Annotated in this window: 10 protein-coding genes; 9 read left to right on the top strand and 1 reads right to left on the bottom strand. The window is 39.2% G+C overall.

Annotated features, from left to right (window positions below; genetic code table 11):
- Window positions 1–549 precede the first annotated feature (549 nt).
- From B9N86_RS30870 to B9N86_RS30855, 4 genes are read left to right on the top strand one after another with little or no spacing between them, the layout of a single operon-like run.
- Window positions 550–702 (top strand): hypothetical protein, encoded by a 153-nt coding sequence (locus B9N86_RS30870; protein WP_342193261.1) that lies wholly within the window; start codon window positions 550–552, stop codon window positions 700–702.
- Window positions 671–856 carry a hypothetical protein gene (locus B9N86_RS30865; protein ID WP_342193260.1) on the top strand — a complete coding sequence of 62 codons (186 nt, stop codon included), beginning with the start codon at window positions 671–673 and terminating at the stop codon, window positions 854–856. The genes B9N86_RS30870 and B9N86_RS30865 overlap by 32 nt, the downstream gene beginning before the upstream one ends.
- Window positions 810–1,163, top strand: coding sequence for a WYL domain-containing protein (locus B9N86_RS30860; RefSeq protein ID WP_342193258.1), 354 nt, complete (start codon window positions 810–812; stop codon window positions 1,161–1,163). The genes B9N86_RS30865 and B9N86_RS30860 overlap by 47 nt, the downstream gene beginning before the upstream one ends.
- A complete protein-coding gene (locus B9N86_RS30855; protein ID WP_342193257.1) occupies window positions 1,156–1,365 on the top strand; it encodes a WCX domain-containing protein in 210 nt (69 codons plus the stop codon). Before B9N86_RS30860 ends, B9N86_RS30855 begins: the two co-directional genes overlap by 8 nt.
- Before the next feature lie 264 nt (window positions 1,366–1,629).
- Here B9N86_RS30855 and B9N86_RS24040 read toward each other — a convergent pair whose 3' ends face one another.
- On the bottom strand, window positions 1,630–1,899 hold the full coding sequence (locus tag B9N86_RS24040) for an exonuclease domain-containing protein (RefSeq protein ID WP_208915622.1): 270 nt from the start codon (window positions 1,897–1,899) through the stop codon (window positions 1,630–1,632).
- Window positions 1,900–2,314: 415 nt separating this feature from the next.
- On the opposite strand from B9N86_RS24040, the gene B9N86_RS24035 reads away from it, so the two are divergent.
- The 5 genes from B9N86_RS24035 to pglZ all read left to right on the top strand — a co-directional run bounded on the left by B9N86_RS24035 (window position 2,315) and on the right by pglZ (window position 13,338).
- On the top strand, window positions 2,315–2,917 hold the full coding sequence (locus B9N86_RS24035; RefSeq protein WP_244562832.1) for a DUF1819 family protein: 603 nt from the start codon (window positions 2,315–2,317) through the stop codon (window positions 2,915–2,917).
- 1 nt (window position 2,918) lies between these two features.
- Window positions 2,919–3,485 (top strand): DUF1788 domain-containing protein, encoded by a 567-nt coding sequence (locus B9N86_RS24030; protein WP_208915621.1) that lies wholly within the window; start codon window positions 2,919–2,921, stop codon window positions 3,483–3,485.
- Window positions 3,486–3,506: 21 nt separating this feature from the next.
- Window positions 3,507–7,073 (top strand): BREX system P-loop protein BrxC, encoded by a 3,567-nt coding sequence (gene brxC, locus B9N86_RS24025; protein ID WP_208915620.1) that lies wholly within the window; start codon window positions 3,507–3,509, stop codon window positions 7,071–7,073.
- 82 nt (window positions 7,074–7,155) lie between these two features.
- On the top strand, window positions 7,156–10,701 hold the full coding sequence (gene pglX, locus B9N86_RS24020) for a BREX-1 system adenine-specific DNA-methyltransferase PglX (protein WP_208915619.1): 3,546 nt from the start codon (window positions 7,156–7,158) through the stop codon (window positions 10,699–10,701).
- Window positions 10,702–10,785: 84 nt separating this feature from the next.
- Window positions 10,786–13,338: a BREX-1 system phosphatase PglZ type A gene (gene pglZ, locus B9N86_RS24015; RefSeq protein ID WP_342193880.1), complete on the top strand. Its 2,553-nt coding sequence runs from the start codon at window positions 10,786–10,788 to the stop codon at window positions 13,336–13,338.
- Window positions 13,339–13,341: the final 3 nt, after the last annotated feature.

Raw genomic sequence — 13,341 nt, 5'->3', positions numbered from 1 at the left:
TTAATTTGTTTGAATAACTCCTCTTGGTTCATTCCCTTAATATTGTCTATAGCTGGGATATTGAATTCTCCCAGACTAAATATGCCCTTGTCTCCTTTAGCGTTAACATCTTCGCCAGCGGTATTTGGATTGTATTTTAATGTGGCTGTTTCGCTGGTTTCAAGGTCATAACTCTATATGATTCGGAAGAACTGTTAAACCATATATGACTATGTTCTCCACAAATTTTAGGAATAGGATGTTTTTTTGCTAAATCAAGGTATTAGGTACCGCCTATTGACACAAGTGTGATACGGGCGGTTTTTGTTTGAGTACATAAACACATAATCGATTTAGTTCTAGAGAGGTTTTTTTGTAGGACTGTCGAATTATAATTATGAACGTTTTTTAGTTTAACCAGGAAATTGGGCCTATGTTAGACAAGCTGTTTCGATGGTTCAAAATCATCTATGCCATTCAAGCCAGACTATGGATTAAAGCCCCGGAACTGGCGCAAAAATGTGACACCGCGTAAGGACGATTTATCGTGATTTAAGATCTCTTGATTTGTTGGCCCCGATTACTAATGATGGTTACGGGAAGGGGCATACGTTTGCAGGAGATTTTGCTATGTTTCCGCTGAACTGGGACGCCGCAGGAGGCATTGGTGTTCTCCGTGCTGCCTTCCTTTGTGGATCAAACGAACCTGCCTCCGGATTTTGATAGTGCATATGACAAAGTCATGGCCTCTCATGTCCGAGAGAAGCGCCGTGATCAGGATATTTTGCAACACGTCACAGACATTATCCAGATGGGTTCGTCGGCTTACCGTGAAGATTCACCTAACTATTTGCTGCCGGTTATCAAGCAATTTTGACGGAAAAACGCTAACTGCTATCTACCACACTCAGAGCCGTAACGAGTTAACTGAGCGGTCGATTGATCCCTACTACCTCGTTCCAAGGGACCAACGTTTTTATCTGATCAGTTATTGCCAACAGGTTCAAGATATACGTACTTTTCGGTTAAGCCGCTTCCGCAAACTAAAGATTAACGAACGTGGATTCAATCGGGGAGACTTCAATATCAAGAGCTATATGAGAAATACCTGGTCGATAGAACGTGGCAATGAGCAGATTCATTTCAAAGTGAAGTTCTCGCCGGATGTGGCGCGCTATGTTTAAAAAAGAGGAAATGTTTGTAAGTCCGAGAATGACCGACTTGCCGGAGGAGAGTCTTTTGTTCGAGGTAACGTTGAATCATGATCGGGAGTTCATGAACTGGATAAGCCAGTATGGTCCGGATGCGGAGATTATCGAGCCAAAGTCTTATCGAGATATTATGAGAAAGCGGCTGGAGAAGTGGAGCCAGTTATATGGGAAATAGCAAAGGAACGGCAACAAATGTACCATTCCTAATAACTGGCCAGCTGCTGGATGGAAGGTTCTCTTCCTGTCTGGTAGAGTACACCAACTGGGAGGCATAGAGCTGCTCATCCGCCGCATTGTTTTCTTGAAGCTGAACCTGGGAGAAGATTGTAGCAAACAACTTTGGCTGTATTAAGCATCATCCAGTGCATTATGCTGTTGACCGAAGAACGGGATATTAAGCAGCTCTAGTGCCCGCTTTAAGCCGAATTGTTGTATGAAATCATTGTTGTGGAGCCTGGTGAACACTGAGCCAATCCAGAGGCTCTTTATGTAAATGACGGTGACTGATCAGTTGGTACTTGTCGTCCGGTCCCCAGGTACACAAGTAATACGTGTCTTCGCCTAGCCACTCCTTGAATGATCCTAAGGCTTCCTGGAAAGTGGGGGCTTGATCGACCTGTTTTTGTGTAACCCCGGTGAATTCCGTGGTGGCTGGCGTTAATTTCGACTGTCTACTCGGTTTGACTTGAGAATGAATAAGGTCGGACATGATGGGTCCGCCGTCTTGATTGACCATTTTGATGGAACCAATCTATATAATATCGGCCAGATGCTGCTGCTTTTGGACGACCATGAATTCAAGGTCGAAGATAATGTAGGTGATCATTGATCTGCTTGTTCCTCTCGGTTCGATTTGAGGCTATTGTAGCAGAGGGGAGAGGGAGCATTTTGTCAGGCAATTCGTGTTCGGATGAAAATGGTCAATAGTTAGTGACAGCATGTTGTTAACCTAAACTAGTACAATATTAATAGGTAGAAAGATGACAAATACCTATAATCTAAATTTAATATTATTAGGTTGAAGTTAATAATAGTATAAAATTCCCTTGGGACATCCTCTGATTAAGAATCCCTTAATTATGCTACAATAATGGACATAAAACAGTATTCCTAAGGGGATGTTTATGATCGTTACTCAATTAAAGTATTCTGCAACTTTGACTGGTGCAGCTTTTATGTTATATGAATTTAAGAAAGTGTTGTCACTTCTCCACGAAGGACGTAAAGAGTCCGAAATCAAAGAAATAGTTGTCTCCCAGAATTTGTTTCAATACGAAGTAACTTCAAGCCTGAAACGTAGTTTGCCCTCAATCTTACGAAGGGTTGACACACTGGATGATACATTGAAGACAATGGTACTTAAGGAGTCACTGGAGATAGGTAAAATGATCAATCTCTATGCCATCATGAAAACAGATCGGCTCTTCTTTGAATTCATGAATGAAGTGATTCGGGAAAAACTCGAATCTAACAACTATCTGTTCGAAAAGAAGGATCTAAATCTCTACTTTGCATCAAAAGCGGAGCAAGATCCAGGTGTAGCAGGTTGGACAGAAAAAACGGTGAACAAATTAAAACAAGTAATATTGAGAATCCTGCTTGAATCAGGCATTTTAAAGGATAAAAAGACAGGTGAATTAAGCAGACTTATGATGGAAGAGCAATTGAAACAGCATTTGATTCAAATCGGAGACATTGCTTATGTTCGGGCAATGGGTGAGGTATAGTATGGCGAATTTGAATAGCAGACTCGACAAAATCATTCCGAAGATTAAAGAAGACAAGTTTATTGAAGGTAGAGGTCTTGGTAACGAGATCAGTTTTTATGTGTTTGATTATGAACCAGAGAAGGAACTTGTTGTTCGAGATTACATTCCACATATATTGAAGGAGTTTAATCACGAAGGTTCCAACCGTAGGATCATTGAGTTCGACTTGTATAAGTTGCTCATTGAGATTGCCAAGGAAAAGCGAATATTTGAGCGAATTCCCCAGATGGAAGAAAAACAAGGAAAGGATGCCTTGTTTAAAGCGATGGCTAATTTTGCTAAGCCTGAAATCTTTCTGCAAAAGATCAAGGAGCAGATGCAGGATCACAATATTGTCCTTATCACAGGTGTTGGTAAAGTGTACCCATTTGTGCGTTCTCATAATATTCTGAACAATCTTCAGGAAGTATTGGATAAGATACCTGTTATTATGTTCTTTCCAGGGGAGTATGATGGATTATCATTACGCTTATTCGATCTTTTCAAAGACGACAACTATTATAGAGCATTCCGTTTAGTAGATTAACTTCGAGGGGGAAAATCACCAGTGCTTATTAAAGATATGTTTCTGAAAGGCATAGATCGTCCAATTAAGGGCGTTATTAAGGTTGGTCAGACAGATGAAGAAAATATTTATCAAGAACTCGACGAATATGTCGTGACACGAGAGTTAAATAAGCATTTATCTAAATTTTACGAAAATTATCAGCAGGGTATCGACGGGAATACAGATAAAATGGGCGTATGGATATCGGGATTCTTTGGTTCGGGTAAATCACATTTCTTGAAAATCCTTGCTTACTTACTTGAAAATAAAAAGGCGAAAGACAAACGAGCTGTTGATTTCTTCGCCGATAAAATTCAAGATCCAATCGTGCTCGCTAATATGAAAAGAACCGCTAACGTAGATACTGAAGTAATTCTGTTCAATATTGACTCGAAAAGCTCATTGGATAACAAATCCAAAGAAGATGCCATTCTTCGAGTATTTACAAAAGTATTCTACGAACATCAGGGCTTCTACGGTGATATTCCTGGTGTGGCGGAGATGGAGAAGTATCTGACCAAAGAAGGCGTTTATGAAGACTTTAAGCGTGAGTTTAAAGCGGCGGCAGGCGAAGAATGGGTAGAACGCAGAAACACGTTCTATTTTGATGCTGACTACGTTATCGGAGCATTGACGAAAGTTACTTCGATGTCTGAAGAAACAGCAAGAAACTGGTTTGACAACGGGGTGAATAACTTTGAGATTAGCATCGAGAAGTTCTCGAAGGACGTTAAGGAGTATATTGCCCAAAAGGGAGACAATTTTCATCTGATTTTCCTCGTCGATGAGATTGGACAGTATATAGGGGATAACATACCGCTAATGTTAAATCTGCAAACAATGGCTGAGGATCTCGGAACGCATTGTTTAGGCAAAGTGTGGATTATGGTTACTTCACAAGAAAGTATAGATAGCATTGTGAAGGTAAAAGGGGACGATAACTTCTCGCGTATCCAAGGTCGGTTTGATACAAGACTATCCCTTTCTTCCATCTCGGTAGATGAGGTTATTAAGAAGCGGATCCTTGATAAGAAGGAGCATGTTGCCGATAAACTGAAGCTTCTTCACCATGAAAAGAGTGCAACACTCAAAAATTTGATAAGCTTTAAGGATAGCACTGCGGATTTGAGAGGATTTGAAGATGAAAGAGAGTTTGCGGATGTGTACCCGTTTCTTCCCTATCAATTCAAGCTCCTTCAGAATGTTTTCGAACAAGTACGAAAACATGGAAGTTCTGGCAAGCACTTATCAGAAGGGGAGCGGTCCATGCTCTCAGCATTTAAAGAATCCGGTTTGCGGTACAAGGATGCAGAGGAGGGTACGCTAATTCCTTTCTATGCGTTCTACGATACGATCAAAGAGTTTCTAACCCCTTCGATTGCAAGGGTTATTGAAGGTGCGTATGAGAATCCTGCGTTACGAGACGACGAGTTTAACATGAATCTGCTTAAAGTGCTGTTCATGATCAAGTATATTAAAGAACTTCCTGCGAATATCGACAATATTGCTACGCTCATGGTCACTCAGATCGATGAAGATAAATTGGCCTTGAAGGAGAAAATTAAGGTATCTCTTCGCAAGTTGATTTCCCAAACACTTATTCAGAAGAATGGTGAGTTCTATCTTTTCTTGACGGATGACGAGCAGGACATTAACCGTGAGATCAAGGGTATGAAGATTGAAGAGGATATCATCAAACGTGAACTTGCTAATTATATCTATCAAGATTTGTATGATGACAAGAGATACCGCTATTCATCTCAATATCAATTTCCATACAATCAGAAGATGGATGAGAAGAACATAGGTAATCAAACGTCGAATATAGGCATCAATATTCTTTCGCCGCTGTCTGATCATTATGCGAGATCCGAACAAGAGCTAATGCTCATGTCTTCTGGCACAGGGGAGATGATTCTGAAGCTGGGAGCGAATGAAGCTTATGTGGAAGAGATAGAAGAAGTGCTCAAGATCGAAGAGTATCGGAAGAATAAAAATCCGACCCAGCTTCCTGAAAGCATTCAAAACATCTTAAACAATAAACAAGCTGAAGCAAGAGATCGTAGACGTAGAGTGCGAGATATGCTGGAAGAAGCGATTAAAGGTGGAGTATTCTACATCAACGGCAATAAGGCAGATATCAAGGGTTCATCGGTTAAAGATCGGATTAATACTGGGTTTCAGACGTTAGTCGAAAATGTGTATACGAAGATTGGTTATGTGAAGACGTTTCTTGACTCGGAGAAGGATCTTATTTCGATCCTAAGAAGAAGTACTGAGCAATTGACCATTGATGGAATGACGGAGAATGCAAACGAGCTGGCTGTAAAGGAAGTAATGGACTTTATCAGCTTGCAAGACAGCATTCAGAAACAAATTCGGGTCAAAGTGTTATTAGATCGCTTCAAGGACAAGCCTTATGGCTGGAAGGATCTCGACATAGCGGGTATGATTGCAGAGTTAATGAAAGAGCAACGAATCCGACTTCGGCTCAACTCTGAATATCTGGAACCTGAGGATAGTAACACAGTTAATGCTTTGACCAAGGCGAGTGAAGTCGAGAAGGTCATTGTTGTGAAACGGGTTATCGTTGATGAGTCGTTATTGAAAGTAGCCAAAAACATCTGTAAGCAAGTGTTTAATAAAACTGACGTTGCTGATGATGAGGATGGACTTATAAAGGATATTCGAGGGTTGATTGAAGAACAGGTGAAAGAGATAAATGGACTGAAAAGTCGTTACGAAGATAGGGAATATCCTGGTGGTAGTCTATTGGATAAAGGCCTTGAATATTTCGGGGAATTTACGAAGGGATTAGACAATGTATCGTTCTTTACCAAGCTTCGTGATCTGGAAGATAACCTGCTGGACTGGGAAGAAGATATGACATATGTAAAGAGTTTCTTTGCTTCTCAAAAAGACATCTTTGATAAAGGACTTCGTGCAATCGAGAAGTATAAAGAGAACGATGTTTATTTATCTGGGAATGAAATCAAAGGATATGCTGATAAGCTAAAAGAGATATTAACGGACGTACAACCGTATCGGAAAATCAAGGATATCCCTGAGCTTGTAAATAAGATCGATGAGCAAATCCAAGGTGTCCTTGAAGAGAAGAAAGTGGCGGCGAAAAGTGTTATTCAACTGGATTTGGAATACCTAACGCTACGGACAAATGAAGAGGGCGTATCCGATGAGACGAAAAGGCGGGTTCAGGCTTACTATAAAAATTTATTCAGCAGTATGAATGAGCTTACCGATATCTTCAAGGTGGATGCTACCATAACGCAAAGCACTGCCTTTAAAGATAGACAAGATACTGTAATCAATCGTGAGATTCATGAATGTGGGAAGAAACAAGTAGAAAAGCCAGAAGTCGTGGTTGAAGGAAAAGAGCCTTACGTAGCAGTGAAAACACTTCCTCATAAAGAACGTGTGAAAGTGAATAATTTACTTGTCACGAAGACCTTGCGTACTGAGGAGGATGTGGATATGTTGTTGAACACATTGTCAGCAAAGCTGAAGCAGATTATTAAGAGCAATAAACAAATTGAGTTTATTGATTAGTTGGATGTGCCGTGGTCAAAGGCTACGGCACTTTGTCTATTACATGAAAACATATTCCAAAATAGGCTGGTGAACAGCACGCATGAATAAGACAGCGCTGAAAAAATTTGCAACGAATGCTCGTAAAGAGTTAATAGAGAAGGTAAAAGCAAAAGCATTTAGAATCGGTATTACCGAGGAGAGCTTCAAGAAGGCTCAGTTTGAAAGCTCGGATGCCATTTATATTGATGGTAAACAGCTTTCAGCAACAGAGAAGAAGCAACGGGAGAAGCTCATTTCTCGAATTAATGAAATTGGGTATCAGCAAGTTGTAGAAGAAGTGTCCTATACTTGGTTTAACCGCTTTACGGCATTGCGTTTTATGGAGGTAAACAACTATCTTCCTACAAAAGTTAGGGTGCTATCATCCAATAATCCTGGCAGTTCTGAGCCTGACATTATTACAGAGGCTTTGACGGTTGACTTGGATATTGATAAAGAACTGGTTTATGAAATGAAACTGAGCAATATGACAGAAGAATTATTCAAGTATTTGGTTATTAAGCAGTGCAACAGTTTGAACCGAATTCTTCCTTTTATGTTTGAAACTATTGACGACTATAAAGAGATTCTTTTCCCAGAAAGTTTGCTTATGAAGGATTCCTTCCTTAGAAATATGTCTAACACGGATATAATTCCAGAAACGGATTGGGAACAGGTTGAGATAATTGGTTGGCTTTATCAATTTTATATTTCTGATCAGAAAGACAAAGTATATAAAGAAACAGGAAGACACAAGAAGGAAGAGATACCTTGTGTGACCCAACTATTTACCCCTGACTGGATTGTGAAGTATATGGTTCAAAATTCACTTGGGAGGTATTGGGTTGAATCTCATCCAGAGGATAGAGATCTTACCTCAAACTGGGAATATTACTTCAAAAATGACAATAGTAGAAATCAGTTTAATGAAATGTTAGCTCCATATATCGATAAACAATTAAGAGTAGAGGATATTAAGTGTCTTGATCCAGCTATGGGTAGTGGACATATTTTGGTATATTTATTTGAAGTTTTTTTTGAGATTTACAGTAAATGTGGATATATGGAGAGAGAAATACCAAAACTTATTATTGAGAATAATCTATACGGTTTGGACATAGATGATCGTGCGTACCAACTTGCATGTTTCTCAATTATTATGAAAGCACTAAAGTATAATAGTAGGTTTCTTAGAACAATTGAGAGAGAGGGAGTAACTTTAAATTTAGTGTCATTACAAGAAACAAATTGTTTCAATAAGTTTGATATAGCCTACTTTGCTAATGAGAAGGCAGGAGATCGTTTTGATAAGACAAGTTCATTTATCGAACAATTTCGTGATGCTAAAATATATGGTTCATTACTAAAAATAGATCCGATTGATAGCCAATTCTTCAAAGATCGATTAGATGATATAATAAATCATCCAGCCGAATATTTAGACCAGATTGAATCACGGGATAAAATCATTATGTATTTTAAAGACTTGATTACGCAGGCAGAAATCATGAGTCAGCAGTACGAAGTAGTGATTACAAATCCGCCTTACATGGGTTCAAGAAGAATGAATGAAAAACTGGTTAAATTGTTGAATGATAAATATGCGGATTCAAAAACTGATACATGCACTGCGTTTATGGAAATGGAATACTATTTAAAACCGAATGGGTTTTTGACGATGATAAATCAGCATTCATGGATGTTCACTTCAAGTTTTGAAAGACTAAGAGAAAAATTGGTCAGAACAAAAACTATTTATTCAATGATTCATCTTGGTGCAGGGGCATTCGAGGAGATAGGTGGAGAAGTTGTTCAATCGACAGCTTTTGTCTTACGAAACAATGCAATAAAGGGTTTTAAAGGGGATTATATTAGATTAGTTGATTATAGAGAATCAAGGGAAAAAGAGTTAAAAACAATCGAGGCGGCTAAAGATTCTAATGCAAAAGATCGTTTCTTCGGCGATATTAACACTTTTACTCGTATTTTAGAAAGACCGATTGCATATTGGATTAGTGATGATCTTTTAAAAGCTTTTATAAAAAGTACGCCGATTGGAGAAATTGCTGAACCAAAGGCTGGCTTGTCAACTGGTGATAATACTTATTTTCAAAAAGAGTGGTTTGAAGTTGAGTTTGCGAAAATAGGTTTTAATTATCAAGATATTAGAGAGACAGAGAATGGTTTGCATAAATGGTTTCCATGTAACAGCGGTGGTGCATATAGAAAATGGTACGGTAACAATGAAGTTGTCGTAAACTGGGAGCATAATGGGCAAGAAATTAGGAACTTTAAAACTGAAAATGGAAAGCTTAGGTCTGCGCCGAGGAATACAGATTGGTTTTTCAAAGAAGGTCTAACATGGACCAAAATTAGTTCAGGCAACTTTGCTGTCAGGTATAAAGAAGTTGGATTTATTTTTGATGACACAGGTAGGTCTGCCTTTTCCGAAGACCCTAGGTTAAATAAAATTATTATTGGGCTGTTTTGTTCTAAATTATCATTTGAAGTTCTGAAAATTTTAAACCCGACCATGAGCTTTACGAATGGTGATATTTATCGGATTCCATTCATGAATGACGCAAGAACAATATACGGTGAAGATATAGTGAGATTGGTAGATGCTAATATTGAAATAAGTAAGAATGAATGGGATTCATTTGAGACATCTTGGAACTTTAATAGACACCCTTTTCTAAATGCTGGATCGGAGATATCCTATATTAAAGATGCGTACAATGAATGGAGCAAACTTAATTCTCAATGGATTAGTGATATGAAATATAATGAAGAGAAATTAAATGCAATATTTACAGATATATATGGAGTGCAGAATGAGATAACACCTAATTTGGAAGAGTCAGATGTAACACTCAGAAAAGCGGATAAAGATAAAGATATCAGATCTCTTATCTCCTATATATTAGGGTGTGTATTTGGGAGATATTCTTTGAATAAGGAAGGCATTGCCTTTGCGGGTGGTAAATTTGTCCCCGATAGATATCAATCTTTTTCTGTCGATAAAGACAACATACTTCCCATTCTATCAGGGGCTTACTTTGAAGATGACATAGTATCCAGACTTCTTGATTTTGTTAGGGCAGCCTATGGGGAAGAATCCTTAGTAGAAAATCTTGAATATATCGCTGACTCACTGGGACAGAAAGATGGTGAGACAGCTAAAGAGACTATTCAAAGATATTTCCTTAACGACTTCTTCAAAGATCATTTGCAAACATACAAAAAGAAACCAATTTATTGGCTTTTTACCTCTGGGAAGCAGAAGGCATTTAACTGCCTGATCTATATGCACCGCTACGACAAGTCTACTCTATCAAGAATCAGAACGGACTACCTGCACGAGCTTCAGCTTCGCATGGATGCCAAGAAGAAATCTCTGCTTGATATCATTAATGGAGACAGTACAAGCAAAGAAATCAGCAATGCGAAGAAAGAACTCAAGACGCTTGACCTGAAGATTGAGGAACTGCGTGCATACGATGAAAAGCTCCACCACATGGCAGACATGCAGATTGAGATTGATCTTGATGAAGGTGTTGCTGTGAACTATGCTAAATTTGAAGGCTTACTCGCTCCAATTAAATAAATTGGGTACAATGGGGATATGCCAGTTAATCTTGGTATATCCCTTTTTTTAGCCTGATGATAAAGGTGTTGATAAAACGTGAATATGGATGAAGTTAAGAAAGCACTGCAAGAGGCTTTTATTCAACCACTTAATGAAGGTGAACAACGTAAAATTGTCTTTTGGTTCGATAAAGACCAGGAGTTTGCTGAATACATCAATGAAATTTCCATAGATAACATCATGGTACATACTTTGACAGAAGGTAACAGTTTCTATACGAAGGTTTTACTTGAAGAAGAGGATCCGACTTCGCATTACTTAATATACTCTAACTTAGACTTGAGTATGGAAGACAACTGGTTGTTGGATACGATTCTGTACTCGAGGACTTTCTATGCGGATAAGATATCTCTCATTATGAACGAGCTGAATATTGATCCTTCTCTGCGAAGTGCGGTGAAAAAATACGAAAAGTTCTTTGGGAGTAAAGATAGGGTTAGGAAATTTAAAGGGTTTGAGGTTTTGAAGTTTACTCAAGAAACACTCGAACTCGTAATGATGAGTGCGTTGTGTAATCTCAAAACTCCAGACTTTGAAGATGTACTGAAGGTTGCCCTAATGGACACACTTAATGATAGTCAAAACAAATACCTGGATTTGATTACGAAGTACGTTGGGTTAGATGTGTTTTGGAATGCGGTAGCCGAGAGGTATGGTTATGAGCAAGATCAAAAGTCACTCAAGACGCTATTTATTCATTTAACCGTCACTGCGCTAAGCCATGCGGTTAATGAAGAGCGTCTCACACTGGTCAAGAACTATATTGCCACTCGAAACAAATCTAATGCTTTGGTGTTCATCGATCACTGGATGCATCATAAAAGTGATTATCAGGTGTATGACAAGTATGCTGAAATAGCCGAGAAAGAAATTAAGTTATCGGATATTGTGAATCAGCTCCCTATAGAGGAATTCAAGGTGGCTGATACATTCCCATACTTCGACAAAGCCATCATCATCTATATCGCTAACAGTCTGGGAGAACGGCTGGAGGATTATGAAGCATATACGAAACTGATCAACTTACGTAGAGCTAAGCATTATTACGAACGTTATCAACCCATTTATGATGCTCTGTATTATACGGTCAAGATGTTTGAGTTCTATAAGAAGTACAGTATGGGGATTCCTAAAGCACAAGCCGTGGATATGTACCGAGCATATGTGAGTGACTATCACCAAATGGACATGAACTATAGAAAGTTCTATGTTGCTTATGACAATGATTCCAACAGTGAAATGTTGAAAAAGCTTAAAACGATGGTAGAAAACCTCTATACGAACTGGTATATGGGCGAATTATGCGCTAACTGGTCCGCCGCTGTGCAAGATGAGATGAAATCCAGTTGGGTACTTCCAGGTGTTCAGAACCAGAAGGATTTCTATAGAAGCTTCGTTGCACCTAAAATTCATAATGGCGATCGGGTATTTGTCATCATCTCTGATGCCCTACGCTACGAAATAGCGATGGAACTGGCGGACAGGCTTAACTCGGAAATGACAGGAGCCTGCGATATCCAGCCGTTATTGGGGGTTGTCCCTTCTGTTACTAAGATGGGAATGGCATCACTTCTTCCACATAAGAGCCTGGAAATCGATCTGAACGGTAATGTATTGGTTAACGGCAAGTCCTCAAAAGGGATGGACAATCGAATCGGCATCTTACAAGGGGCAGTGACCGATAGCACAGCCATTCATTTTCAAGAGCTGAAAAACATGAATAAGGCTGGGCGCAGAGAAACATTCAAAGGTAAGAAATTGGTTTACATATACCATGACAGCATCGATGCAACGGGGGAGAAAGCCTCCACAGAGGTCTATACGTTTACAGCAGTGGATCGAGCGATCGATGAGTTGTACGATACCGTTAAGATCATTAAGGATGATTTGAGCGGTACGAACATTTTCATCACAGCAGATCATGGATTTGTATATCAACGTGATGCATTAGAAGAGAGTGACAAGATTGAAAAAGAAGGCATTCAGGCCTTAGAGGTCAAGCGGCGACACCTACTTTCACAGGAAAAAAGGGAACGAATCGGTCTTCTTGATATCAATATGGATACGCTGATTAAAAATGAGCATCAGATCACGACTTACGTTCCTAAGGCAACGATTCGCTTCAAAATACAAGGTGCTGGGGCTAATTTTGTACATGGTGGAGCCAGTCTACAAGAGATCGTTGTACCGCTCATTCAATTTAAAAACATCCGTAGTGGACAGAAGAATAGTCGTGAAATCGAGAAGGTTGACGTGAAGCTTACCAACACGACTAGAAAAATAACGAACAGCCTATTCAACCTTACCTTTTTCCAAACAGAGAAGGTGGAGGACAAGCGAGTACCTCGGATAGTGAAGATCTATATGGTAGATGATGCAGATAACGTAATCAGCAATGAGGAAATGCTGATCTGTGACCGTATCTCAGATAAGCCAGATGAACGGACATTTAAGCTTCGGTTTGCTTTGAAGTCGATGCCGTATGACAAGAGTAAAAACTATTATCTGGTTACAATTGATGCTGAAACGAATGTCATTGTGGAAAAAACCTCATTTACAATCAATTTAGGCATCGTTAGCGACTTTGATTTTTAAGAG

This window comes from Paenibacillus uliginis N3/975, assembly GCF_900177425.1.
GTDB lineage: Bacteria > Bacillota > Bacilli > Paenibacillales > Paenibacillaceae > Paenibacillus_AQ > Paenibacillus_AQ uliginis.
Note: the sequence above shows the minus strand (reverse complement) of the source record. Positions and strands in the feature narration are given on the sequence as shown.